Origin of the sequence: Roseibium album, assembly GCF_001404515.1 — a bacterium.
In the GTDB taxonomy this organism is placed as follows: Bacteria; Pseudomonadota; Alphaproteobacteria; order Rhizobiales; family Stappiaceae; genus Roseibium; species Roseibium album.
In genome coordinates this window covers 246,614-272,051 of record NZ_CXWE01000005.1, presented here as the reverse complement: position 1 = coordinate 272,051, position 25,438 = coordinate 246,614, and the positions used below count along the sequence as shown (strand labels likewise).

The following is a 25,438-nucleotide window of genomic DNA, read 5'->3' as shown; positions in this document are numbered from 1 at the left end:
CATGTCTGGAGGGTGTCATTCGAACCTCAAATAGAAAATCAGTGCGGCCTGCAGAAAAGACCTTGCCGCACGCAGAAGCTCTGAAATGGCCGTCTCAGTCGGCACGGAAGAAGGCGTGCGCAGCGTTCTGTGCGCATATCGCAGCCGGGTATTCGGTCGAGAGCTTCCCGGAAGCCGATCGGAAAACCTTGCGTTACTACGCAGAACAATTTCCCGAAGATTTCCCGTCCGCGCAACTGGAAGAAGCGGCGCGGCGTGGATTGCTGGAATGGGAAAAAATTGGCAAGGAGGGCGCGCGGGGGGATCTTGCGAAATTCAACGCCAGCGCCTGGACGTTCAACATGAAGAACAGGGCCGGATGGCGCGACCGTTCGGAAGTTGACACATGGAACGTGCTGAGCAGCCCGGAGGAAGCCTCCCGGATTGAAAAACTCAAGCCACGCAGTTCCGCCGAAATCGCTCTGGGCGTGATGGCGCTGTTAACGAGCGAGGATGCAAAAGGGAATGACGACAACCCTTCAGACCCTGATTGATCACATAGAAACCATGGACGCACCGGAAAGGGTCGCGCTGCAAAAACAACTGGACGAGGCCGGTGTCCTGGACCAGTTCGATGTCTGGCAACCACAGCCGGGACCGCAAACCGAAGGTTATTTTTCAGAAGCCGACCTCACTCTTTACGGCGGCGCAGCAGGTGGCGGAAAGACGGACCTGATTGCCGGTCTGGCCTTGTTCGCACATCACAAGGCGGCGATCTACCGGCAGTCACTGAAGTCGCTGAAAGGCCTGATCGAGCGCATGAATACCTTGATGCGCTCCGCCGGGCTCGGGAAAATCGCGGGTAATCCGCCACGCTGGACCGGGCCTGATGAGCGGATGATCGAATTCGGTCATCTCGGGCTCCCCGGTTCAGAAGAAGACTGGCAGGGGCGGGACCATGATCTCAAGGCTTTCGACGAAGGTGCGCAGATGGATCCGCGCAAGATCCTGTTCGTGCTCGGATGGCTCCGAACGACCCGGAAGGACCAGCGGTGCCGCGGTCTGATCGCGACCAATCCGCCACTTGGTGGCCAGGGTGACTTTCTGAACGAGTGGTTCGCGCCCTGGCTGGATCCACTCCACCCGCTTTACGGCATCGTGATGCACGGAGAATTGCTCTGGGCCGTCTTTGTCGACGATGGCGACAGCGTGCGCACCGTGTGGGTTGACGGACCCGGCCCGGTGGAAGTGGAGGGCGAGGTCAGGACCCCAAAGAGCCGAACCTTCATACCGGCGAGACGCCGGGACAATGCCTATCTCGGACAGGACTACGACGCGCAACTGGACCAGATGCCGGAGCCGATGCGAACGGCCCTGAAGACGGGTGACTTCCAGGCCGCGCGGCAGGACCACGACTGGCAGGTGATCCCTTCGGAGTGGATCGAATTGGCCTTTCAACGCCATGACGACGGCGTCGATGCGGACAAGAAGATGGATGTTCTGGCCGTCGACGTGGCCCAGGGCGGCAAGGACAAGACCGTGCTTCAGCCATTGCGCGGCCGGCGCTTCGACGAGAGCATAGTCCGCAAGGGCACCGATACGCGAGATGGAGCCGACGTTGGGGCTCTTATCATCAAGGAGCGCAGGGACAATGCGCTGATCGTTGTTGATTGCACCGGCGGCTGGGGTGGGGACACGGTCGGTTTTCTTACCAGGGAAAACAGCATTGCGGTTGAAAAATGCGTGTTCTCGGCACAATCGGGTGAAGTTGCCAGAGACAGCCGGATTCCGTTCTACAATCTGCGCGCCCAGCTCTACTGGCGGCTGCGCGAGGCGCTGCATCCCAAAAGCGGATCGGGACTTGCCATCAAACGCTCGGCAACGGTGAAAGCGCAGTTGACGGCTCAACGCTGGAAGCTGAAGGGCGGCAAGATCCTGATCGAGAGCAAGGAAGACATCAAGAACCGCCTCGGGTCGTCACCTGATGAGGCGGACGCAATTGTTGAGGCACTTGGATGGAAAGACAAAGCGGAGATCGCACGGGTTCTGAAGTCGGAGCAACGGACTGGCGCAGCTCCCCTGGACGACCCGCTCGGAGGGTTCTGACCCGGAAACTTACCGTTCGTGACGCGAGCTTCATTGCGGCGAACATGCGTGAAGAAGATCGCCGGGAGATTGTTTGCCTGTGGAAGAACTGGGACACGCGAGCGCTTGGGATTTGTGCATTGGAAACGGCGGTTCCCGGCATGGTCTGGTCCGTCTGGTACGACGGGCAGCCGGCAGCGGCATACGGGTTCAGCCAGGCATCTGCCTTCGACCCGGACCACTGGCAAGCCTGGGCCTTCGGAACCGACCGGTTCAGGCGCTGCGTTCCGCTGATCACCCGTCACCTGACCCGGCTGAGGCCCTTGATCGAACAGGACTGCCGCCGTCTGCAGGTGATTGCTCATTGCGAGCATGATATCGCCCATCGGTGGATCGAGTCGTTTGGCGGCCAAAAGGAGGGGCTACTGCGTTCTTACGGTCGGGGCGGGGAGGACTATTTCGTCTATGCGTGGATACGCAACATAGTGGCTCCGTGTCATGCCAGTGACCGCGAGCACAGCGCTTGAGCCGGACGATCACCAAGATTAGGGTGCGAAACCGTTTTTCATGACGGCATATTTTAGATATTCGATTGTCCTGGAGTTCTGCAATGTCTTTGATGCTTGGTGCAATGACGCCCGCCATTTCCGGAAACATAACCCAACTGAAAGCGATCATTCTGGCAGATTTCCGCCGCACCGAGACCAATATCGGCTACCACGCGGGCAGACTGACACAAGGTTACAAATTGTTGTTGCTGAAGCGATTGCCCGAACCGAAGGACTTCGAGCTTCATGGCAATACAATGCGCTCCGGCGGGAAATTCGGCCTGCCCGGATCCACGGACGCCGAAGATGCCGGTCGCGGTTCGGTGCATGACAGCATTCTTGGTCAACGCGGGCAGGACGGGTATCGGGATTTTCAGGAATTGGCCCTGGATTTTACAGCGGTTTCCGGATCTGATCGTCTGGTGAAAATATTGCCGACAACGCGTCACGACAGTGCGATGAGCCCTTCCGACCAATACCCCATGGGAGGTGGTTTTCTGCAGTGGGATCTGAAAAAGCCCGGCCTTCCATTTCTCTTTGCAGCCGAGTTCATGAGTAACGGCAACGTTCGGACCAAGGACCACACCTACCAGATCAATTCCGGAAATTTTCTCAAGGATTATCCGGAACGGGAGAAGCTCCAGAAGTTCCTGCGACAGGTGTGAGCCCGACAGTGTTGAGCGCGATCCGTATGCCTTGTTCCCGTTCACTGAATTGAATTGACCCGAGAAGAGAGTTTCCCGTGCGCAAGGAATTTGTCCGAAGCCGAGAAATGCGTTTACGATCGGAATTGAAATTGCCTCTGCCACGAGGATGGGGGGGTCGTTTCGACCTTCGGAAGCTGCAAGACTATGGAAATGATCGATACAGCCACCATGATTGCCTATGTGACCATCGTTCTCGGGTTCGTGTTCATACCCGGTCCGGCGACGTTGCTTACAGTCGCGCGGGCGACGAGTTCGGGCACGCGGGCCGGAATTGCGACAGGGGCGGGGATTGCCGCCGGTGATGTGGTGCACACCTTCATGGCGATCATCGGCGTTTCGGCGGTTATCGCAACATCGGCGCTTCTGTTCAGTGTCATCAAATATGCAGGTGCCGCCTATCTGATTTATCTCGGGATCATCGCGATCATCGACAAAACGCCCCTGGACCTTGCACGGGGCAGCAAGCCGATTTCGGCACGCAAGGCCTTCAACCAGGCGATTGTCGCAGAGGTGCTGAACCCGAAAACTGCGTTGTTTTTCCTCGCCTTCCTGCCGCAGTTCGTGAAACCGGAAAACGGGTCGGTGATGCTTCAGCTGACCGTTCTGGGTGTGATCTTCGTGTTTCTGGGCCTGTTCAGTACCGTGGTCTTTGCCGTTGGAGCCGGAAAACTCGGCAGTTTCCTGAAGAAGCATCCCGCGGTCGTGAAATGGCAGGGCAAGGTCGTCGGCGGCATTTATTGTGCGCTCGGCGCCCGGCTTGCCCTGCAGGAACGGTGATACAGCTTGCCTGTTGATTGCCTGAGTGGCCGGCAAGGGCAATCATGATGCACGCAAACGAGATTTACTCTGATGAAACCACTGCACGGCGGCTGATCGATCTTCAGTTTCCCGAACTCGGGGGGATGACGGTTCGCCGGCTGTCGTCATCAGGTACGGACAATGCACTCTACCGTGTCGGCGGCCAGTATGTGATGCGGTTGCCAAGGCGGCCGGAAGCCGTGCCGCTCCTTGAAAAGGAGGTGACCTGGCTGCCGCGCTTCACCGGACTTCCGCTGGAGATTCCGGAACTTTTTCGCAAAGGCCGAGCGAGCGTTGCATTCGGACATGAATTTGCGGTTTTCCGCTGGCTGCCCGGCGAAGAGGCAACAGCTGATGCGCTAGAAAGTGCCGAACAGGCGGCACTGGACCTGGCAGGGTTTCTAGAAGCATTACGGGAAACAGACCCTTCCGGAGCGCCTGTGACAGGGACATGCAATCATCAAAGAGGTGTTGCCCTGGTACTTCTGGATAAAAACACCCGCAAGTCAATCGACATTCTGGCTGACGAAGTGGACAGGGCTGCTGCCGTATCCTTGTGGGAAGATGCATGTCGCATTCCATTCGATGGGTCTGGAAACTGGCTGCACGGGGATCTGAAGCCGGACAACCTTCTGGCACGGAATGGTAGACTTTGTGCCGTGATCGATTGGGGACTTTGTGCGGTCGGAGACCCTGCTGCCGATTATGCCGCCGCGTGGTCGTGGGTTGTGCCTGAGGCCAGGTGTGCGTTCCGAGAGACGTTGATGATCTCCGATCAGGTCTGGCTGCGCGCCAGGGGATGGGCGCTTTACGGCGCCGTGATCGCGCTCAGCTATTATCGTGGCGGGAAAAATGAACCGCTGTGCCGGCAAAGTCGCCAAACGTTGCGCCGGCTGGGGCTCATGCAGGCATCGGTCTGAGCCTGAGTGATATCGCGGCTCAAAAAGTATCCGTTGCCGTGTCGAGCAGGATGTAAATACCAGCGACAATCATCACAAAGGGCGAGAGTTTTGCGAAGAAGGCTTGGACCTTCAGGTTTCGGCCCAGACTTTTGGCAAGCAGCGTTCCTGCAATGACAAGCCCTGCAACAGCGACAAAGGCTCCGAGCAGAACGTGCCTGTCGAATACCGAGGCAGTATCAGCAAAAAAGGCGGCCATCATGACGAACGTGTCGGCGCTGAGCGCGAGGAAAATCACCATCGCGCTGAACACGGAGTGTGCGGGTTTCGATGTCCTGGCATCGACACTGGTGCGGGACATGTTTTTCCAGACTTCCCATAGGCCGAGCGAGAGGGGGATCACTCCGAGATAGCCAAGTGCATGGGGTGTCACGACCGTGACGCCCACACCGGTGACGTAGGCCCCGCAGACAACAATTGCCTGCGCAATCAGGAAACCGGTCAGTGCCTGGCGATACCTGCCGGAGGTTGCTATTGCAAAGAAGGCAAAGAGGCCGTCGATATTGGTGAGCGCATAGGCAAGCGCGATGGAAAGAGCAAAAATCATTGCTGCATGCTGTAGGGGGAGCAGCGAGGAAAGACAATCGAATTTCGGTTCCAAGCTCACCGGATTCGCGGATCTTTCCGGGTGTGTGTGAAGACGCGCAGAAACGCTGCCCGGCGCGCTCAATCGAAATAGTCTGCAGGTCTCTGATTTCACTTATGCTTTCTGAAAAATTCGTCTGAAATGGTGTTTCAGACATCTTCGTCTGATGGACGCTTCGTCAAAACAAGGCTAAAACAGGCCTCATCACGGTACATTGGGAAAGTGCGGCCAGGATCGCACGACACAGGAGAACAGCTATTTCCGAGCTGCACGGGCAACTGCGCGCGCACTGGCTGTATTTTGGAACAATTCATGAACATATTGCTGCGACAAAACAGGAATGGTTTTGATGGCAGATACTGAAGATATCACCGGCTGGCGGGAAGAGCTGGAAGTCTTTGAGGAAAGCGAAGAAGGCAAAGCCTATTTCCGGCAACATCTGAACGACCGGGAAACCGACCTTTCGTTCGACGTTGTATTGGAACTCGCCGATTTGATGCTGAAACACAAGGAGCTTCGAGACGCGGTCAGGCAGAGAACGGAGTTTCGGGCTTTCCTGAAAACCCGCCCGGATCTGACCAACGACGATGACGAATTCTGGGAAAAGAACCCGCTGGAGGCGTCTGAAACGCTTGCAGAATTTATGGCCTGGTATGGGTCGAAGACACGTGTTCCCTTTCGAGGTTTTCCGCTCTCCAAGGACACAAAGGAGAACCGGCGAACGGGGAGTGACTGGCTGCAGGGGGGATATGACGAAGACGGTTATGGCCCACGGATGACGCTTTCCTATGACGATGAGGCGGGTGAGCGGCGCGTGGTGACGGAGAGTTTCCAGGCGAATGTGGACCGGGCCTGGCAGCGCAGCCGCATGACCCATATGGCGCGGCTATGGAAAAAGGCTGAAGAGTTCGGACTGACACAACCCAAACAGTCCGAGGCGGAAGCCAAGCCAATGGTCCCCGAAGCAGATCCAAATCCAACCAATATTCCGGTGTCGCAAGCAAAGCCCGCACCTGGAATCCACGTGCGCGACACGCAGACACCCGAGGCCTGATCGCCTATTTTCCGCCGACGGTGTTTGGTGAAGAGTGGGATCGTCTTTCGATATTTCCCGCCTGCGGCAGGGACATGCAAGGCGGCAACCATCTGCAGCAGTCAATTCCCTAACAGATCTTGTCAAAACAGAGCGAGGTAAACCTCATGTGTTTTTTTGGCGGCTCCAAGCAGCCGGACCCTGAACCGACTCCACCACCACCGCGGCAACCCGATCCGCAGAGGCAGGCGAAAAACCTCCAGGAAACGAACCGACGACGCCGAGCAGCGGCCTATGGCACGCGGGCGACCACCCATACCAGCCCGCTGGGAGTTTCCGACTTTGGCAGTGCCTCCCGGTCGAGTGTCACTCTATTGGGGCGGGCATGATCCAGATGGGAATAGTCGATGATTTGAAACAGGAGTTGCAGAGCGCGAAGTCCGAACGCCATTGGTACGAAAACGACTGGCAGGACTATGTGACCTATACGGCTCCGGATATGGAGCGTGCCTTCAACAGGCCGGGCGGTATTGTCGTGACTGACGGCATGAGCGTGTTCCACCGTTCCGCTGCGCGCGAACGTTCGCGCAAGCTTTACGACCCGACTGCCGTCTGGTTGCTGGACCGGCTGGCTTCAGGCGTCGGTTCACTGACCATGCCGGAAGGATTCAACTGGCACGGCGTTGGCTTCGGCGATCCGTTTTCACCGCCACCCGGACAGGAAGACGAGGAGTTCTTTGAACTTGTGCGCGACCACCTGTTTCGGGTGCGTTATGCAGGCAGGTCGGGATTTGCGCTTGCCAATCGGTCCCGGCTGCTGTCGACAGTGAAACTGGGGACGGGAGTTCTGTTCCCTATCGAGAATGAAACGAACCTGGCCGATATCCGCACACCGATCCACTATCGCTACGTGCCGCTCTACGAGATCTTTCTGGTGGTGGATGCGCAAGGCAATGACTGCGGCTTCTTTCGTGTGCGCACGCTGAAGGCCTGGCAGGCGGTCAAGGAATATGACGGCAATGTTTCCCAGAAGGTGAAAGACGACGCGGAGGATCCAAAGCGCAAATCGTCCGAATACCGTTTTGTCCATGCCTGTTTCCTGCGTGAAGGCGGCTTCGAGGAGGCTGCCGACATCAGAAAATCGCGATACGAAAGCATCCACTTCGAAGAAGAGAGCGGGCATGCCTGCCGCCGTGGCGGGTATTTTGAATATCCACTGGTGATCAGTCGTTGGGACCGGGACGGCCTGTCGCCCTATGGCTCACCGCCGCAGGCCAAGCTGATGAGCGACATCAAGAGCCTGCAAAGCCTGGCCCGGGACGGGCTGATCGCAAGTTCACAGGCCGTGCGGCCGCCAATCGCGACCCATCGCCAGGAGAGGCAGCTGGACCTCAATCCGGGCCGGACGAACCCGGGTCTGATCGACGAGCAGGGCCGGCCACTGTTCCGGCCAATGCTGGAAACAGTCAACCCGGGCGCGGCAGATGCCCAGATCGAGAACATACGCGAAAAACTGCGTGTCGGTCTCTATGGTGATCTGTGGCAGACACTTCTGGAGGGCAATGGACGCACCGCGACAGAGGTCAACATTCGCCGAAAGGAAATGGCCGACATGATCGGCCCCTTCTCGACCAACATCATGTCCGGCAATGAAGTGCTTTTCGAACGCGAAGTCGGCATTCTCGGTCGCCGTGGTGCCTTTGCGCCGGGCTCGCCCCTGGTGCCGCCGAAAAGCGTTCTTGAAAGTGACGTCACCCTGACCTCCACCGCGCCAATCGACCAGATGCGCGAGGCGGGGCATTTCGAGGCGATCATGGGCTTTCAGGAATATCTGGGTATTGCCGCGCAGGCCGACCCTGCGATCGCCGACCTTCACGACCGGGTGGAGGAATATGACCTGACCCGGCGTTCGCTCGGCCTGCCGGCCAAGCTGAAACGGCGGCCGGAAGAAGTGGAAGCGCTGCGGCAGAAACGCACCGAGGAAGCTGCGCAACAGCAGCAGCTTGCCACCGGCGAAAGTCTTGCGAAGATGGCCAAGGACGGCGCGCCTCTGCTGAAAACCCTGGGCGAAGAAGAGGGAGGGCTCGATGGTCTGGCACTCCCTTAAACGGATCGCGCGACGTGAAAACAGAGCGGACGCAATCGAACGGGCCTATCGGTCCGTTTTTTTGTGTCCCGAGGGTGAATCGGTGCTGGCGGACCTTGCGGCCGAATGCGGGATCTACCAGGCGGCACCGGCGGAACTTTCGCAACGCGAAAGCGGCTATCTGGACGGCCGAAAGGCGCTGTACGCGCGCATTCTCAGCATGATCAGGATTTCTCCGGAAGAACACGCGGCCCTGCAGGAAGCCGCGCGTCTTGAAACCCTGCCTGATCTCGGACCCGACGAGGATTTATGATGGAAGACTATTCCGACAATATCGCTAATGACACATTCGAGCCAGTTGGAGATAACGCGACAGGACCGCTTGAGATGGAGACCGGTTTTCTGTCCGGGCTCAGCGAAGAGCATCGGAGCTTCGCTGCTGAAAACGGCTGGAGCGACGCGGCGAGTGTGTTTGACGGTTTCAAGGCACTGCAAGGCGAGCTGATGGGGTCCGTTCAGGTGCCGGGAAGCGAAGCAAGCGATCAAGAGCGATCGGAGTTTTACTCTGAAATCTCCAAAAGCTGGACGCCGAAGGAAGGGTATCGGTTCTCCATGCCCGAGAACCTGCCGGAGAGTTTCCCCTACGATCAGGCCTTTGCCCGGGAGGCGGGCGGCTGGTTCGAAGAGGCAGGTCTTCACCCGGAAGCGGCGCAGAAACTGCACGACAGGTGGGTCGGCAAGATGGCGGAGCAATTTACCGCGCATGAAGCGGCGGCAACCGGCGCAACCCTTTCTCAGGAAAAGGCGGCCGAAAGCGCCCATCAGGATCTGGTACGGGATTTCGGACCACCTGAAAGCGACGGTTACCAGAACGCTGTTGCCCGCGCCGACCGGGCGCTGACGGGTCTGAAGTCCGCCGGAATAGACCTGACAGACTGGTTTGCGGAAAAGGGCGCGCTTTCAAGGGCCGACAAGAGCGGATTGCAGCAGGTTGTCGATCCGGTTGCGGTGAAGCTGCTGACCTTCATCCATGACAGCGCCTTCGCGGAAGACGGACTGTCCGGCCTCGCCGAAGGGACCGGTGGTGCCAATCCGTTCGACCGGGACAGTCTTGATCTGAAGCAGCAGTCAGATCTTCTGGACCGCAATCCGGCGCGCGCCCGGCAGATGATCCTGGCCGCAGGACGGGACCCGAAGATGTTCCGGGTTTGAGTGATTTCCCTGTTGCACCGAAGTTTTTGAACTTTCACTCACATCTAGGGATAAGCCAGGGGGCTTTGTCCAGCGTTTCCGACGAGTTCCAAAATGCCAAATTACCGGTCTCGTCGACTTTCGCATGTATTGAATAAACGCTTACAGGCGTGTCGTCGGTCCATTTTTCCAGGCATTCATACTCTATGCCCTCTTTTCTTTGGCAAAACGCGCGATGATATGCACGATTTATCATGAGAACGTCTTCGAAAAGCGTAAATGTGTAAGGAACAAGCTCGTCCGGGCAGAAGTAAGATTGCGAAAACGCCGGACTTGCCGAAGTAAATCCTAAAAAGAAAAGGATAAATTTTTTCATGTCAGCTCATGTAAACGAATTCTCAAGGCGGGTCTATATTGCTGCACGCAATTTTGGATTGCAAGATCCGCAGGCGCGGCTTGCGGCGGCCCAAGCTTCGCTGGAGACGTTGTACGGCCAGTCTGTCAAAGGGAACAACTATTTCGGCATTAAGGCGAGATCTTCCTGGAAAGGCGATGTTCAGAGTTTCCAAACCTGGGAAGAAATCGGTGGCAAGCGCGTCAATAAGACTGATCGATTTCGAAAATACGACAGTATTGACGACAGTCTTGCGGATTGGGTGGAGACTGTGTCAACCCGTTGGCCTGAAGCGATGTCGGCGCGAACATTCGCTGATGCTGCGGAAGGTTTGCGATATGGGAAACCTGGTGGATACGCGACGGATAGGAAATACGGTCAGAAGCTAGCCTATATCGAGCGACGCATCGGCGAACAGTATTCTCCTCCCTCTGATGCCCTCCTGCGCTTCAAGGAAGACACAGAAAACAGCGCGTTACTTCAAGACATTCTTTCCGGAAATCAAAAACCAACTGGAACATCTTCGATTTTTGATACCCATCTAATGGGATTACTCAATGTCGAGGCAACTCCCGTGCCGCTTCGGAAGCCAGGCCATAGATCCCATCGGAATGAGGTTAGTGTTAGCGCCAACGACGACAGTGGAAATAACCCGCGCCCTCCCAGGGGCAAGCCCGAATTTGGGGGCGCGCAAAATCACATGGGCAACGTTGCCTTTCCAGTCCGTGCTAAACCACGTTCTAAACCAGAGAGGGTTGTGCCCACTCGCAAACCGTCGGGTCCTCGAGAACAGGGCCGAACCGGCAGGTCCGGCGGACTTAATCCGTTTGATCTGGACGGGACTGATCTCGATCGGCAAGCGCAGCTCATAAAAGAAAACCCCATCCAGGCCAGGCAGTTAATTCTGGCTGCCGGCAGAGATCCGAAACTCTTTGGATTTGCGTGAAAGCAGTCGTCGGTCAAAATCGACTTGTTCGTCCGTTCACAGCAGAATTGTTCAAACACTGCGAGACGACCCAAAACACAAGGTAATCAATTTTTGGTTGTGCTTTCTGAATGCGCGTGAGAACATACAGGGAACGGTATTGGAATGTTGAATTGAGGAACCATGACGAAAAAGTCGACGATTACAGGCTGCCTTGCTCTGGCACTGTTGTCGAGCGTTGCGACAGGCGTTCAAGGTAAAGAAGACTACGACCGGACGCATTGTCCGAAAGAAAATGAGTGGGCTTCTACGATTGATCCGGAAAACAGACCTTTTTTTCTGGAGTTTTCAAAAACTGCAATTTGGGCCCATGGCCCGGATGTGACCTCAAACGAAGGCGTAGGTGAGATCGATCGACTTTTTTCGTTCCTCACACATGCCTATCACGACATACCAGAATACAGGAACGAGATTTCCAGTCTGTTTGAGTTAATGAGCAAAGAACCCGGGCCACGAGAGCGTTTCGGCGAGACCGCATTGCTTGAAATTGCGCAGTGCATGGGGGGAGGCCTGCAGGTTGATTGCGCTCAGATGGCAATCGAAAAAGGCTACGTGAAACCGCTTGAAGACCTCATCAACGAGCCAAGCTTCAACGAAACACTTCAATTCCTTAAAGAAGCCTGCCGGGAAAACAAGGACGAGATCAAGTGAGTGAAAAGAGGCACGAAAACCAGCACCTTAGCCTCGCAGAAAACCAACCCGAAACAAGACCGATCTCAGAACCAGAAGTGTTGTTCCAACCAATCCCTTTGACTTGGGACGGCCAGATTTGCAGCTGCAGTCGGAGCTTCTGGACCGCAATCCGGCGCGCGCCCGGCAGCTGATCCTGGCGGCCGGGCGGGATCCGGAGCTCTTTGGGTTCAGATAGCGCTTATTGCTCTATCGATTGCTTTGGGCATCGATCCCGGATCTATGGAGCGGGGGCGACTTGGAACCTGTCCCGGGTGCCAAATGAACCAGGGTGATTTCGGGTGGAACGCCAAAGCGTACCGGCATGATGGAACAGCCAAGGCCGCCTGAAACGATCATATGCTTCTGAGCCTGGGTCCCTGTTTGACCCGGGGAACCGGACGCGTCGAATGTGATGTGACCGTAATTGTGCCTTTTTCCGAGCGTGGTTCCGCTGACAGGCTGGTACCCGAAAAAGTTGATTTGTCCGCCATGTGTGTGCCCGCAAACAGTGAGGCTGACGCTTTCCGGTACTTTTCGAAAGATCTTGGGTTCGTGCGCCATGAGCAAGACGGGCGACTGATCGCTTACCTGCGCCAGCGTGCCTTCCAGATCTTCCTTGCCTTGCCAGCGCTTTCGCCCGGCTTTCCTGTTCGGAACAAGCGCAAGCTGATCGTCGAGCCCGGCGAGCCAGAATGCGTGTCTGCCTTTTCGGATCTTTACGGCGCGGTTCTGATAAAGGGAGATCCCGGCATCCAATAGCGCCCTGCCGGCGATGGGTGGCCCTTTTCCGGTGAGCTGTGCTGTGCGGTCCTCCCACCAGTCATGATTGCCAAGAACTGCGTGGATGCCGAGCGGAGCATTGAAACCGGTGAGGACGCGGGCCCAATCCTTTGACGGGATCGAGCCGGTTCGAAATCTGTGACCAGCGACATAGTCGCCCAGCATAAGCACAATATCCGGTTTGAGGGCGTTGGTGCGTTCAACAATAAACTGCAGCCGCTCCAGTCCCATCCAGGGATCACAGACATGAGGATCCGCGATGAGCGCCGCTTTGAGTTCCAGATCTTCCGGCCAGCGAGGCGGTGTGAGCGCATAGCGCTTCACATGCAATCGGAAGGGTTCAACCCCGACCGCATAGGCCGGCAGGCTGGCTGCGCCAAGAATGGTGGCTCCGAGACCCCGGATGAAATTTCGTCTCGTAATCATCAGCGATAAGCGCTCCTCAGACTGGGCAACGCGCGTTGGTTACCGGCAATCAAAGCGAGTTTTTTTGCAGAAACCTTGCAGAAATTTTTTGTTTTGCGCGGAAATCGCGCCGTCCTGAGGCAGAGGCAGAGGCAGAGGCAGAGGCAGAGGCAGAGGCAGAGGCAGAGGCAGGAGGCAGAGGCAGAGGCAGAGGCAGAGGCAGAGGCAGAGGCAGAGGCAGAGGCAGCGCTGTCCTGGACACGCTGATCTTCTGAATACGGTTACAGACCGATAGGGCGCGATGTTCCGAGCCCTTGCGAATTCCGCCTGTTGGCCGTCTGGCGCTCGGGCGGCTGCCGCGGCCCGCGTCGCGGCACTCTCATTCGGACAATCAGGTCCGTGTTTCCGGCGTGAGATCGCCGGATGTTTATCCAAAAATCGAAGACAGGATAGTCAATGACGTCACAGATTTCTGACATCGTGCAGCCGCGTGTTTTCACGCCTTACATGGCCGAAAACAAGCCCGCCAAGCTGGTCATGCTGGAAAAGTCCGGGATTCTTGCAGCGCCCGCGCCCGACATTGCCAAACGATTCAAGGCAGGCGGGAGCCAGATCGAGGTGCCCTACTGGGAGGACCTTGACGACACCGAACCGACGGTGATCGACGACAGTGACAACAAGATCGCCGTGAGCAAGATCACCGCCAGCGACATGAAGGCCTACAAGCACCGCCTGGCGAAAAAGTACGGAGCAAAGACGGTTGCAAGCTATGCTGCGACTGGCCGGGGGGACAGTGCGATGAACCGGGTTGCTGAACGCATCAGCGCCTACTGGGGGCGACGCAAGGAGGAACGCATCATCGCAACAGCCGAAGGTGTGATTGCCGACAATGTTGCAAATGACGGCGGTGACATGGTCTATTCCGTCTACTCGGACACGGCATCACCCACCGCAGGCAACCGCATCAGCTACCAGGCAATCAACCGGGCGCGCCTGACCATGGGGGAGAATCTAGACGATTTGCGTGTCATCGCCATGCACAGCTTTGTCTACGGCACATTGCTGGATGACGAGAAGATCGAATTCAAGAAGCCTTCCGAAGCCCCGTTCGAAGTGCCTTACTATGCCGGCATGATGGTCATGCATTCAGAAATGATGCCGGTTTCTGCCGGCACCAATTCCGATGAGTATTCTTGCTTCCTGTTTGCTCCCGGCGCGTTCATGCATATCGACGAGGTTCCGAACCGTGAAACGATCTATGGCAACGAGGGCACCGAAATCACTCGCGACCCGGATATCGGTGACGGTGGCGGGGCCGATTACCTGACTACACGCCGTTTCGAGATGATCCATCCGGCGGGCATGGATTTCACCGGTACGTCGCTTGCAAAAACGCAAGGAGCGACATTGGCGGAACTGCGCAATGTGGCCAACTGGAACCGCAAATATGCGCGCAAGAATGTGAAACTGGCCTGCCTGAAGGTGAATATCTAGACGGGCTTTGTGAAACAGCTCCTCTCCAATGTGGAGAGGAGCCTTTCATTTGTCGCAACGCTCAATCCATTTTTTGTTTAACTCATTGAAATTGATTAATTTTCTGATGTTTCCTGTCTGAGTTGGTTGTTCAGACATTTTCGTCTGATGGACGCTTCGTCAAAACGGGGCTAAAACAGGCTTTATCACGGTAGATTGGGAAAGTGCGGCCAGGATCGCACGACACAGGAGAGCAGCTTTTTCTGAGCTGTGCGCACGGTTACGCGCGCATTGGTTGCAATTAAGAACAATTCGTGAACATATTGCGGCGGCAAAAACAGGAATGGTTCTGATGGCAGATTTTGAAGATATCACCGGCTGGCGGGAAGAGCTGGAGGCGTTTAGGGAAACCGAAGAGGGACGGACGTTTTTTAGCGATGGCAGAAAGAACTATTCCAAGCTGACTTTTGAGCAGGAGGTGCGTTATGCGGAGGAACTCTTCCGGCATGAAGAGATCCATGAAGCTCTGAAAAAATCAGCCAAATTCGTCAAATTTCTGGATGACAATCCCGACTTCGGTCAGGACGACGAGGGCTTTTGGGATTTGTGTCCGGTCGAGGATAACCGGAAGGTTGAAGCCTTCAAGCGCTGGTATGCCATGAAGCGGAACATTGCTCTGGGCCCGTCGACTTTTAGCGCAGGCGATAGGTTGGCCATCGACGTGGTGAATGGGGACCTTGCCTCGCTGCGCTCTCCGGAAGCAGAAAAGTTCGTCAAGGAGGATTTCTCCTGGATTGTCGCCTTTCCGCAGGAGACACAATAATGGACAAAGTGATCATCATCGATGCAGCGCAAATCCTCACGATCATGCGGCGGTCAGGCGTGGATGGCCTGTCCGCGCTTCTTGGGCGAGGTGACTACTTCTTTTTCAGCGACGATTTTACCTTGTGTGTTGGGACTTGAAGTTCAGAACAATTCATGAACATTTTTGCGTAGGAAATACGGAACAGAGCTATGGCAGATTTTGACGATATCACCGGCTGGCGGGAAGAGCTGGAAGCGTTTGAAAAGACTGAAAAGGGCCGAACGTTCTTTAGCGATGGCAGGAAGAACTATTCCAAGCTAACTTTCGAGCAGGAGGTGCGTTATGCGGAGGAACTGTTCCGGCATGAAGAAATCCACGAAGCTCTGAAAAAGTCGGCAAGGTTCGTCAAGTATCTAGATGACAACCCCGACTTCGGTCAGGACGACGAGGGTTTTTGGGATTTGTGTCCGGTTGAAGACAGTAAAAAAATTGCTGCTTTCAGACGTTGGTATGCCATGAAACTGAACATTGCACTGGGTCCCTCAACTTTCAGCGCTGGTAAATCACTGGCCAATGACGTTGCGAATGGAGCCCTTGCCTCGCTGCGCTCTCCGGAAGCAGAAAAGCTTGTAAGAGACGAGTATTCTTGGATAGTCGCCTTTCCGCAGGAGATGCGATAATGGACAAGGTCATTATAATCGACGCATCGCAAATCCTCACGATCATGCGGCGATCAGGCGTGGATGGCCTGTCCGCGCTGCTTGGCAGGGGTGATTACTTCTTTTTCAGCGACGATTTCACCTTGTGTGTTGGGACTTGAAGTTCAGAACAATTCATGAACATTTTTGCGTAGGAAATACGGAACAGAGCTATGGCAGATTTTGAAGATATCACCGGTTGGCAGGAGGAACTGGAGGCGTTTGAGGAAAGCGAAGAAGGCAAAGCCTATTTTCGGCAACATCTGTATGACAGCGAAAGGCGACTTCCATTCGACGTTATTCTGGAACTCGCTGGACTGATGCTGAAGCATGAGGAGATTCGGGACGCGGTTAAGCAAGAAGTTGAGTTTCGGGCTTTTCTGAAGACCCGTCCGGACCTGACAAATGAGGACGATGAATTCTGGGAAAAGAACCCACTGGATGCGTCTGAAACTCTTGCAGAATTTATGGCTTGGTATGGGTCGAAGACACGTGTTCCTTTTCGAGGTTTTCCGCTCTCAAAGGCAGAGGAACTGGCGATCGCCGTTGTCGCGGGCGATTTGGTATCACTCGACTATGTGGAAGCAAAGGCTTTCGCGGAAAAGACCTTCTACCCACATTTCATCTACCGGGAGGAGGGTGAATGACGCAGAAGGTGATCATCCTTGATGTTGCCAAGATCGACATCATCGTCAATCAAACGGGGGTGGCCGGCCTCGACGCGATTGTCCGGCGCGGCGATCTTTTCGTGTTTGGCGACGATGCCCGCACGGAACTTAGAAACGGCGCCTGGTACAAAAAACAGGAAAATGCTGACCTCTTCGAAGCCTGGTATGAGCAGCAAGACAAGGCTCGCCGTATCGTCGAACCTGAACGGCTGACCAGAGCCGACCGGAAAAAATACGATCCGAACAACAAACGATTGACGGAAAAGGGTGGCCATGAGCTCTGGGACATGAGCGCCCGCAAGTTCATGGCTGAGAACCCGCACTATGATTTCGAGGTTATTTCCAGCGACAAGGATTTCTATAAAAACGAAATCCGTGGCACGCGCGATCCGGATACGGGAAAGCGTCGGAAGATCGTCAACACGCCATTCAGCTACACGTCGTTGAAAAAGCTTATAGGGGAACTGGTTGTCGATCCTGATCTCGATTTGTCAAAAGAACAATTCGTGAACATTGAAGAATACTGGCACGGCGACAGATACGGTTCCTGGCAGGGAATGAAGCAGGGCTCTCTGTACTTTCCCCCAGCCTATGAAGAGGCGTTGCGACAACGGGCGTTTCGCTCAAAAGCGCGCGGAGAAAACTTTGGCCTCAGCAGTCAAGCCGACGCGCGCCTTGGTGTTGCACCGGTTGACCAGGGATCTGCTGTGCCCCTGTCTCCGTCCGGCGCACCGTTCGAGGGTCAGCTCGACGGTCTGACGGAAGGCCAGAGCGGCGGCGAGATTGGTGGCCCGATTGGGGAGCGGATCGATCCAGAGGCCGGTCTCAGCGGCAAGGCGAGCGGGTCGCTTCAGAAAGAGCCGAAGATCGGCCATCGGTTCATGACCATGCTGCGCAGAGGCGCACCGGTGGTCCTGCTCGGTCTGGCGATCCCGCCGGTGTTCTCGATGGTCAAGGCGCGCGCTGAAGAGCGGAACATTCCGTTTGATCAGGCAGCGCGCGAACTGGGTCTGGAGTTCGGCGAGGAAGAACTGAAGGACCTGGCGGCGGAAGCCGGTATCGACCTTGCCATTACCTTCACGCCAATCGGACCGTTGAAGAAAGCCTGGGACGTCCTGGGCAATATCGACGATGTCGTGTCGCTAATGCAGCTTTACGGTGAGGCCTATCCGGACAACGAAGTGATCCAGCAGATGGCAGGGCTTGCCGACGATGTCGCGGACTCAGCCGCGCTTGCCGCCTATGTGGAAGGACGCGATGCGCTGACCGGGGCGGTTGGCGGGGTTCTCGACCGGGTGTTCGGCAGTGCCGAAAGCGAGGAAGAGGCCGCCGAGGCGATCGGCAAGGTGCGCGGTGCGATCCGGACCGGCGGCGAAGAGCTGGACGCAGCGCTGGCCAACGGCGCAGGCACGAACGAACTCACCGATCTGCTGCTGCACCGGGCGGAGGAAAGCGCACCGGCACGGCTGGTGGAACCGGATTTCCGCAATCCGGACCTGTCGCCCGGGCGTGTGCTTGAGGGGGATTCGGGCTGTATGTTCTTCGGCCCTGCATGTACCTGTTCGATTATTGCCTGTGATCGACCGGCCGAAACCTTCGGCCAGAATATTTTTTACAGCGTTTCCCAACAGGAACGGCACCATCGTGGCGTGGAACCGTTTTAGCCGAAACAATTCCGGCGCCAGTTCATGAACACTTCGCAAAAAGAAACGAGCCCGCGAGGTCTATCCATCATCGGCAATACGTTTGAGAAGTTCGGCTCAATCTCATCGGCTACTGCCATCGTGATTACCGGCGACGGTGCAACCGTGTTTCCGATGACAAACTTGACCGAATTGATGAGCACTGTCGTCGGCAACCGGTCCAACATGCAATACCTGGATGGGCCAACTGAGGTCTTCAAGACCGGTATCTCCTCGCATTCATTGCATGAGCAGTAGAACGCCAAATCTGACTATTTTGCTACCAGCGCGACAAACACGGGCATCTGTTCGTGACGCTACAATGTCGACAATGGGCCGAATTACCGTGGTACCGAAGGTAGTGGCAACCAGGCCGGTTCAACACCCTGCCCAAAATCCCGGCCGAAAAATCCCACTATACCGTAGACCAGAAGGGCAGGGCGATCCCGCTCGATGGCACTGCGGTTGTCGGTGCACTTCAGCAGGTTGTGTAAGGGACAAGGGCAACAACTGCGTTGAGCTGGCGTCCTTATTGCCTTGGAAACCGGTTTTTCAGTTCCAGCAGGTTCTGATCTTCAGGATTGCTCGCCAGCGCTTTTTGCAGCGTGAATTCTGCAGCTGCAAAATTTTGTTGGGCAAGATGCAGCCGAACGAGAAACTCCCAAGCCTGAATGAGTTGCGGATCAAGGCTTACTACTTCTTCAAACGCGGAAATTGCCGCTGCAGGATTTCGCATCGCCAGGGCAGCGCCACCCAAAGCCATGTGAGTTTCGGGAAAGTCAGATTTTGCTGCAAGAGATTGCTGCCATTCGCGTGTTGCCTCACGTGCAGAAGCCGATGCGCCTGGAGGAAGTTGGCCGCGTGGCAGCCCCAATAATTGGCGTGCCGCCGCAATGCGAACTGTCTTGGTAGGGTCGTCTAATGCAGAAACAATGTTCTTTGCCCTCACTTCGGAAGAAGCGTGTTGCAGCCCGGAAACAGCGGCTCTTCTTACGAGAGGATCCGGATCATTCAAAAACTCTCCAACCTGATTCGCCAACTCTGGGTTTGCTTCTCTCGTCAAGAGATCAAGTGCTGTCGCGCGGACGATCGCTGGGTATGTCTCCTGTCTTGCCACACTTAAAAGATCTTCGCCTAGACCGGTCGAGCCCCGTCTCGCAGAAGCAAACAAAAGGCCGAAATGATCCTCTCGACGCGTGCTTGATGGAAATCGTAGTTCGATCTCATTGGCTGCCCAGTCTGCTGTCCTGTCCTGGTGACAGTCGGTACAGGCGTTTGGTGTTCCGATTTTCGCGGATATGTCCGGACGCGGTATCCTGAATGAGTGATCGCGGCGCCCATCAATTCCCATATAGGTGCGCTCTATCATGTGACACGACACGCAGCCTGCACCTTCCGATCCTGTTCTGTGAAAGTGATGGGCTGGATCGTCGTAGTCCTTCAAGGTGAGTGTGGGAAATGCCTTGTTGCCTGCCGGCGAATGGCATTGCGAGCAAATGCTGTTGCCGACCGCCCGAAGTTCGCCGCTATGCGGCTCGTGGCAATCGGAACAACGCACACCGTTCTGGTACATTTTCGATTGCAGGAACGAGCCAAAGACATAGACTTCGTCAAGGATCTGACCGTCTGCATGGTATAGTCCGTCACGGAGAAGCGCCAGCCGGTAGGTGTCATGGAACGGAGTTCCCGGCACCGGGCTCGCATTCTGAAACGGTTCGCGGCGCGAGTGGCATCCAGCGCATTGCTGTATCTCTATTTCGGCTTTTTTGTCGGTAAACTCAATCAGCAAGCCATTTTCTTTCAATTCGGAAGTCAGGTTTTCCTTGTTCGGTTTCGACTGTTCAGCCCAAGCTACATGCGCCGCGCCTGGTCCATGACAGGCTTCACAACCTACACCGATCTCCGCCCAATCACTTTGATATCGTTTGTCGGGAAAACTGTAGTTTTTTGTGAAACCCGTTGAGTGACACTCGGCGCAACGAGCATTCCAGTTCTTGTAGGGGCCACTCCAGTGAAAACCGTCCTCGGGCAGCAATTGCTGCTCCGGGTAGAGGTGATACCATTCCTTTTTTTCCTGATCCCAAACGACGTCGAAGGATTGTATACGGCCTGGCTCCGTTTCGATCAGGTACTGCTGGAGTGGTGCAAGACCACCGACGCCCTTCACTTCGAATGTTTTGGGTGGCCCGTTGTAATCTTCGGTCTCGATGAAAAACCCGTTTTCTTTTCGAAAAAAACGGCTCTTTCGTCCACGGTGCGTGAATTCAGTGTTGTCAAAGTCTCCGTCAACCGTCTGATCGCTTGGGTTCGCCCAGGCTTGAGCGTGGTGCGAACGCTGCCAGGCGAGAGCTTCGGTTTCATGACACCCAGAACATGTCTTTGATCCAGCGTATTCAGTCGTGTCGACGTTCTGCCCGAATGAATAGGGCATTCCCAGTCCTGTCACCAGAAAGACTACCGCGACACGCATAAGTGCAATCATCAGAATTCTTCCTGGTATGATTGAGTTTCGTCTTTCAGAACCGTTGTTCAATGAGACGCAGCCGAACTTTGACGGCAATTCCACCTCATCCTATCGGGTCTCGTGACGGACGGTTTGTCAAGAACGGTATCAAGGCTAACGGAGTGAAAACAAAGACCAACTGTTTCGCGTATCGGCAAATTTCATTGAGGCGATACCGAAATTTCAACGAACACTTCGATAACATCCGGGAGGATCACCGAACTCCTGTCGAAAAGCCCGGATCATCGCACTTGTGTTTCGATAGCCACATCGCTCTGAAATCTCGGCAATGCTCAAAGTGGTGAGTTCGACCAGGCGCCGCGCTTCGCGCAGTCTAATTCCCCGGTACACAGTCGAAGGTGTCATGTTCATCTTGCGCTGGAAGTGTTGTTCCAGCGTGCGTTGGTCTGAGCGGAGTTGTCTTGCGAGTTCCGGGATCGGCAGAGGGGTTTCCAGTTTTCTTCGCATAAGGGCTGTTGCCCTGCGCACCAGTGCGTCAGTCGACCACCGCCGGAGCGGATCGTACAATTCCAACTTGTCACCATGCATAAAAAGCGCTGCGATTTCGAGCGCGAACATTGAACTGTGTTCACGTCTGATCAACTCAAGTGTCAGTTCGAACGCTGTCGATGCCCCGCCGCATGTCGCAAGGTCATCCTCAATGACATATCTGTCTTCGACCGCTTCTATGTCAGGGAAACTCTCCATAAAAGTGTTGAATTCATCCCAGTGAATTGTCGCCTTGCGTCCATCGAGCAGACCGGCCTTGGCGAAAAGCCAAGCGCCTGTGTCCATGCCGACAAGTGTTGAAAAACGGTTGCGCGCAGCACGAAGTGTTTTGCACATTTTTGGATCGGCCAGTTCGGAATAGCCATAGCTCGGCATCACAAACAGATAGTTGCCCCTTGGTGCGACGTCGGACAGTGAAACCGTCTCGACGGGCAAGCCGCTCGACGAGGTTACCGTTCCCCCATCCTGACTGAAATGCCGCCATTCGTAGAGCGTTTGTCGTGCAATTGCGTTGGCTGCACGGAAAGGTTCGATGGCATTTGCCAGGCAGTGATTGGAAAAGTTCTCGAAGAGCAGAACACCCAAGGAACGTACCATGTCAGATTTTTTCAAATTCTGCATGCTTTTCTACCAAAACTGCACACTCTCGTCTGTCGTCTTGTCTCACTCTTGTACAGGCAGTGCAAGAGGAGATCGTAGATGCATTTTGGTATGAGCGAAGAGCAGGAGATGATTGTCTCAACGGTGCGTTCGTTCGTGGAAAATGAGATTTATCCGCACGAGGCGCTGGTTGAAAAGACCGGCCGGGTACCTCTTGAACTCGGGAATGAGATAAGGCGCAAATGCATCGATCTTGGATTTTATGCCTGCAATTTTCCGGAGACCGTCGGCGGCGCCGGACTTGGCCATCTGGATTTCACGCTTGTAGAACGAGAGCTTGGCCGTGGATCCATGGCGCTCACGCATTTTTTCGGGCGTCCTCAAAATATTCTTATGGCCTGTTCGGAAGAGCAACGAGAACGGTATCTATTGCCTGCGGTACGCGGAGATAAGATGGACGCACTCGCAATGACCGAACCCGATGCGGGTTCGGATGTGCGAGGCATGAAGTGTCAGGCAGTGCGGGACGCGGGTGATTGGGTCGTCTCAGGATCAAAGCACTTTATTTCAGGCGCAGAACATGCGGATTTTTTCATTGTCTTCGTGGCGACGGGCGTCGACGATACGCCCAAGGGGCCCAAAAAACGCATCACTTGCTTTCTGGTTGACCGTGGCACACCGGGATTTGAAATCCGCGAGGGTTACACATCGGTCAGTCATCGCGGTTACAAGAACTATATTCTCTATTTTGATGGATGCCGACTGCCTGACACCCAGGTGCTTGGGGAAGTCGACGGCGGGTTTGCGGTGATGAACGAATGGCTCTATGCGACACGCCTCACCGTTGCGGCGATGAGTGTTGGCCGGGCCAGAAGATGTTTCGACCACGCCGTGTCCTATGCCGCTGAACGAAATCAGTTCGGTCAGGCGATCGCAAAGTTTCAGGGGATCAGCTTTCAGGTTGCAGACATGATTACTGAAATCGACGCGGCCGACTGGCTGACACTTTCAGGTGCGTGGCGTCTGGATCAGGGACTGTCCGCCAACAGGGAAATCGCCAGCGCCAAACTTTATGCCACAGAGATGCTTGCCAGGGTCACGGACACCACCTTGCAAATCCATGGTGGTATGGGACTGATGGACGATTTTCCGATTGAACGCTTCTGGCGCGATGCGCGCGTGGAACGTATTTGGGACGGCACCAGCGAAATCCAGCGTCATATCATCAGCCGTGACATTTTCCGACCGCTTGGAGCATAGTCGATGCGTGACCTGAGACGGTTGCTTCGTCCCAAATCAATTGTTGTTGTCGGTGGTGGAGCCTGGTGTGAAAACGTTATTCGTGAGTGCCGAAAAAACGGGTTTTGCGGCGATATCTGTGCGGTCCATCCCAGCAAGAAGGAACTGTCTGGTTCGCCCACCGTTCGCTCTGTCGCAGAACTGCCGTTCGTTCCTGATGCCGCATTTGTCGGGGTCAATCGCCATTCGACCATAGAGATCGTTCAAACACTTGCGAAGATTGGCGCAGGCGGTGCCGTTTGCTTCGCCTCTGGCTTCAAAGAAGCGTCAGCTGAACTTGAGGACGCCGACAATCTACAGGATGTTCTGGTTGAAGCGGCTGGCGAGATGCCGATATTGGGACCGAATTGCTATGGCTTCATCAACGCACTGGATGGCGCCGCGCTCTGGCCGGATCAGCACGGATTGGTTGGAGTGCCCAACGGTGTCGCGATCCTGACGCAGTCGTCCAATATCGCGCTGAACCTAACAATGCAGAAGCGAGGTTTGCCGATTGCGTATCTTGCGACCGCAGGGAACCAGGCTCAGACCGGGTTGTCCGCGATCGCAGAAGCTCTTCTTGGCGACGAGCGGGTAACTGCGATCGGGCTCTATGTTGAAGGCCTAGATGACCTGTCGGCATTCGAAAACTTTGCGCGACGTGCTAAAAAAGCGGGCAAACCCGTTGTCGTCTTGAAAATTGGTCGATCCGCTCAAGCGCGGTCCACAACCATGTCTCATACCGCGTCGCTCGCAGGTAGCGCAGTCGGTGCAACTGCTCTCTTTTCAAAGCTGGGAATTGCCGAAGTAACAAGTCTTTCCACGTTTTTGGAAACACTGAAGATGATGCACATGGTCGGGACACTTGCCGATGGCAGTATCGTGTCCATGTCATGTTCAGGTGGCGAAGCGAGCCTCATTGCGGATCTGGCCTCGGATAGAAACATCACCTTTCCGGCACTGAGTGCCACACAAAAAACGGTTCTGAATGAATTGCTCGGCGACAAGGTGGCCCTGGCCAATCCACTTGACTACCACACCTACATCTGGAGAGACGTCGATTCCATGAGTCACGTCTTTTCGATCATGATGGAGGGCGAAGCCTCCTTCGGTGTCGTTGTACTTGATTTCCCACGCTCCGACCGTTGTGATTTGGATGATTGGTTGCAAGTTATTGATGCGGTGGAAATTGCGAAAAACAAGAGCGGCAAGCCGATGGGTATTCTCAGCTCCCTGCAAGAGACAATGCCCGAGGCGATCGCACTTGATTTGTTCGCGCGAGGGTTGGTTCCGCTATGCGGGTTGGAAGACGCGCTTGCCGCCATCGAAGCTGCAGCATTTGCCGGCAAGGAGCCGTCCAAGGATGCGATCCATATTCCCAGAACGCCAAAGGAAGAAACTGTGATCGGGGAAGCGCAGGCAAAAGCACTTCTGCGAAGTCATGGACTTCGGACCCCGAAGAGTATCAGTGTGCATTCTTCGAAACGCGCTGCCGATGCAGCTGTGCAGATCGGATTTCCTGTCGTCCTGAAAGGTGTTGGTTTTGCGCACAAAAGTGAAGCAGGTGCGGTCGCACTGCTATTGAAAACCAGACAGGACGTCATGGATGCGGCGTCAACAATGCCTGCTGAAACGTTCCTCGTTGAAGAAATGATTTCTGATGCGGTGATCGAATTGCTGATTGGTGTCGTGCTGGATCCCGCTCACGGATATGTGCTGACGCTGGCTGCCGGCGGAGTGCTTACCGAATTGCTTCAAGACAGCTTCTCGATGATCTTGCCTGTTTCCCGGAGTGACGTTGAAACGGCGTTGGATCAATTGAAGATTGGGTGTGTTCTGAAGGGTTATCGCGGGCAACCGGCTTGCGACAGGGCAGCGATTGTCGACGCAGTGATGTCGGTTCAGGCCTATGCCATGTCGGCGGCAGTTTCGGAAGTTGAAGTTAATCCGCTCCTTTGCGGTGAAAACTTTGCCATTGCAGCGGACGCGCTGATCAGATGTGAGGTGTAAAAC

At 55.5% G+C, this 25,438-nt stretch carries 27 protein-coding genes; 22 read left to right on the top strand and 5 right to left on the bottom strand.

From position 1 onward, the window contains the following. The first annotated feature begins 62 nt into the window (after positions 1–62). The 6 genes from LA5095_RS18130 to LA5095_RS18105 all read left to right on the top strand — a co-directional run bounded on the left by LA5095_RS18130 (position 63) and on the right by LA5095_RS18105 (position 5,037). A complete protein-coding gene (locus tag LA5095_RS18130) occupies positions 63–533 on the top strand; it encodes a hypothetical protein (protein ID WP_144436043.1) in 471 nt (156 codons plus the stop codon). Continuing rightward, entirely contained in the window at positions 505–2,085 is a 1,581-nt protein-coding gene (locus tag LA5095_RS18125; RefSeq protein WP_144436042.1) for a terminase, read from the top strand. Before LA5095_RS18130 ends, LA5095_RS18125 begins: the two co-directional genes overlap by 29 nt. Before the next feature lie 44 nt (positions 2,086–2,129). Further along, a complete protein-coding gene (locus LA5095_RS18120) occupies positions 2,130–2,591 on the top strand; it encodes a hypothetical protein (RefSeq protein WP_055117448.1) in 462 nt (153 codons plus the stop codon). 83 nt (positions 2,592–2,674) lie between these two features. Further along, entirely contained in the window at positions 2,675–3,277 is a 603-nt protein-coding gene (locus LA5095_RS18115) for a hypothetical protein (protein WP_055117446.1), read from the top strand. A gap of 192 nt (positions 3,278–3,469) precedes the next feature. Beyond that, positions 3,470–4,096 carry a LysE family translocator gene (locus LA5095_RS18110; protein WP_055118028.1) on the top strand — a complete coding sequence of 209 codons (627 nt, stop codon included), beginning with the start codon at positions 3,470–3,472 and terminating at the stop codon, positions 4,094–4,096. Positions 4,097–4,140: 44 nt separating this feature from the next. Next, a complete protein-coding gene (locus LA5095_RS18105; protein ID WP_055117443.1) occupies positions 4,141–5,037 on the top strand; it encodes an aminoglycoside phosphotransferase family protein in 897 nt (298 codons plus the stop codon). 19 nt (positions 5,038–5,056) lie between these two features. On the opposite strand, the gene LA5095_RS18100 is transcribed toward LA5095_RS18105, so the two are convergent. Continuing rightward, on the bottom strand, positions 5,057–5,623 hold the full coding sequence (locus LA5095_RS18100; protein ID WP_144436041.1) for a hypothetical protein: 567 nt from the start codon (positions 5,621–5,623) through the stop codon (positions 5,057–5,059). Between the two features lie 388 nt (positions 5,624–6,011). On the opposite strand from LA5095_RS18100, the gene LA5095_RS18095 reads away from it, so the two are divergent. The 4 genes from LA5095_RS18095 to LA5095_RS18080 all read left to right on the top strand — a co-directional run bounded on the left by LA5095_RS18095 (position 6,012) and on the right by LA5095_RS18080 (position 9,993). After that, positions 6,012–6,716, top strand: coding sequence for a hypothetical protein (locus tag LA5095_RS18095; RefSeq protein ID WP_144436040.1), 705 nt, complete (start codon positions 6,012–6,014; stop codon positions 6,714–6,716). A 364-nt stretch (positions 6,717–7,080) separates the two neighbouring features. Continuing rightward, complete coding sequence (locus LA5095_RS18090) at positions 7,081–8,802, top strand: portal protein (RefSeq protein WP_055117436.1); 1,722 nt, start codon at positions 7,081–7,083, stop codon at positions 8,800–8,802. Beyond that, on the top strand, positions 8,783–9,094 hold the full coding sequence (locus LA5095_RS18085) for a Bbp19 family protein (RefSeq protein ID WP_055117434.1): 312 nt from the start codon (positions 8,783–8,785) through the stop codon (positions 9,092–9,094). Before LA5095_RS18090 ends, LA5095_RS18085 begins: the two co-directional genes overlap by 20 nt. Beyond that, complete coding sequence (locus LA5095_RS18080) at positions 9,091–9,993, top strand: hypothetical protein (RefSeq protein ID WP_055117433.1); 903 nt, start codon at positions 9,091–9,093, stop codon at positions 9,991–9,993. The genes LA5095_RS18085 and LA5095_RS18080 overlap by 4 nt, the downstream gene beginning before the upstream one ends. Positions 9,994–10,027: 34 nt before the next feature. Here LA5095_RS18080 and LA5095_RS18075 read toward each other — a convergent pair whose 3' ends face one another. Then, on the bottom strand, positions 10,028–10,348 hold the full coding sequence (locus LA5095_RS18075) for a hypothetical protein (protein WP_055117430.1): 321 nt from the start codon (positions 10,346–10,348) through the stop codon (positions 10,028–10,030). On the opposite strand from LA5095_RS18075, the gene LA5095_RS18070 reads away from it, so the two are divergent. Both LA5095_RS18070 and LA5095_RS18065 read left to right on the top strand, forming a co-directional pair. Continuing rightward, positions 10,347–11,312: a glycoside hydrolase family 73 protein gene (locus LA5095_RS18070; RefSeq protein WP_055117429.1), complete on the top strand. Its 966-nt coding sequence runs from the start codon at positions 10,347–10,349 to the stop codon at positions 11,310–11,312. The genes LA5095_RS18075 and LA5095_RS18070 overlap by 2 nt on opposite strands. 162 nt (positions 11,313–11,474) lie before the next feature. Continuing rightward, positions 11,475–12,002, top strand: coding sequence for a hypothetical protein (locus LA5095_RS18065; protein ID WP_055117427.1), 528 nt, complete (start codon positions 11,475–11,477; stop codon positions 12,000–12,002). Positions 12,003–12,230: 228 nt separating this feature from the next. Here the strand turns inward: LA5095_RS18065 and LA5095_RS18060 are convergent, their stop codons facing one another. After that, complete coding sequence (locus tag LA5095_RS18060) at positions 12,231–13,229, bottom strand: metallophosphoesterase (protein ID WP_082442872.1); 999 nt, start codon at positions 13,227–13,229, stop codon at positions 12,231–12,233. Between the two features lie 435 nt (positions 13,230–13,664). Between LA5095_RS18060 and LA5095_RS18050 the strand changes: the two genes are divergently transcribed. The 8 genes from LA5095_RS18050 (at position 13,665) to LA5095_RS18025 (ending at position 18,792) form a co-directional block, all read left to right on the top strand. Continuing rightward, positions 13,665–14,702 carry a hypothetical protein gene (locus LA5095_RS18050; protein ID WP_055404317.1) on the top strand — a complete coding sequence of 346 codons (1,038 nt, stop codon included), beginning with the start codon at positions 13,665–13,667 and terminating at the stop codon, positions 14,700–14,702. A 331-nt stretch (positions 14,703–15,033) separates the two neighbouring features. Then, positions 15,034–15,504, top strand: a complete 471-nt coding sequence (locus LA5095_RS18045) for a hypothetical protein (RefSeq protein ID WP_144436039.1) — start codon at positions 15,034–15,036, stop codon at positions 15,502–15,504. Continuing rightward, positions 15,504–15,644, top strand: a complete 141-nt coding sequence (locus LA5095_RS32755; protein ID WP_158510402.1) for a hypothetical protein — start codon at positions 15,504–15,506, stop codon at positions 15,642–15,644. The genes LA5095_RS18045 and LA5095_RS32755 overlap by 1 nt, the downstream gene beginning before the upstream one ends. Positions 15,645–15,695: 51 nt before the next feature. Beyond that, the gene (locus LA5095_RS18040; protein ID WP_055117419.1) at positions 15,696–16,166 is read left to right on the top strand and encodes a hypothetical protein; all 471 of its coding nucleotides are present in this window, start codon (positions 15,696–15,698) and stop codon (positions 16,164–16,166) included. Continuing rightward, on the top strand, positions 16,166–16,306 hold the full coding sequence (locus tag LA5095_RS32750) for a hypothetical protein (protein ID WP_158510401.1): 141 nt from the start codon (positions 16,166–16,168) through the stop codon (positions 16,304–16,306). The genes LA5095_RS18040 and LA5095_RS32750 overlap by 1 nt, the downstream gene beginning before the upstream one ends. Positions 16,307–16,357: 51 nt before the next feature. Next, positions 16,358–16,831 carry a hypothetical protein gene (locus LA5095_RS18035; RefSeq protein ID WP_055117416.1) on the top strand — a complete coding sequence of 158 codons (474 nt, stop codon included), beginning with the start codon at positions 16,358–16,360 and terminating at the stop codon, positions 16,829–16,831. Beyond that, positions 16,828–18,516: a hypothetical protein gene (locus LA5095_RS18030; protein ID WP_055117414.1), complete on the top strand. Its 1,689-nt coding sequence runs from the start codon at positions 16,828–16,830 to the stop codon at positions 18,514–18,516. The genes LA5095_RS18035 and LA5095_RS18030 overlap by 4 nt, the downstream gene beginning before the upstream one ends. A gap of 24 nt (positions 18,517–18,540) precedes the next feature. Further along, a complete protein-coding gene (locus tag LA5095_RS18025; RefSeq protein WP_055117412.1) occupies positions 18,541–18,792 on the top strand; it encodes a hypothetical protein in 252 nt (83 codons plus the stop codon). Positions 18,793–19,063: 271 nt separating this feature from the next. Here the strand turns inward: LA5095_RS18025 and LA5095_RS18020 are convergent, their stop codons facing one another. Then, entirely contained in the window at positions 19,064–21,016 is a 1,953-nt protein-coding gene (locus tag LA5095_RS18020) for a multiheme c-type cytochrome (RefSeq protein WP_144436038.1), read from the bottom strand. Positions 21,017–21,220: 204 nt separating this feature from the next. Next, positions 21,221–22,144, bottom strand: coding sequence for a GlxA family transcriptional regulator (locus tag LA5095_RS18015; RefSeq protein ID WP_208992752.1), 924 nt, complete (start codon positions 22,142–22,144; stop codon positions 21,221–21,223). Positions 22,145–22,246: 102 nt separating this feature from the next. On the opposite strand from LA5095_RS18015, the gene LA5095_RS18010 reads away from it, so the two are divergent. Then, positions 22,247–23,407 carry an acyl-CoA dehydrogenase family protein gene (locus LA5095_RS18010; protein ID WP_055117407.1) on the top strand — a complete coding sequence of 387 codons (1,161 nt, stop codon included), beginning with the start codon at positions 22,247–22,249 and terminating at the stop codon, positions 23,405–23,407. Between the two features lie 3 nt (positions 23,408–23,410). Continuing rightward, complete coding sequence (locus LA5095_RS18005) at positions 23,411–25,435, top strand: acetate--CoA ligase family protein (RefSeq protein WP_055117405.1); 2,025 nt, start codon at positions 23,411–23,413, stop codon at positions 25,433–25,435. The last annotated feature ends 3 nt before the right edge of the window (positions 25,436–25,438 follow it).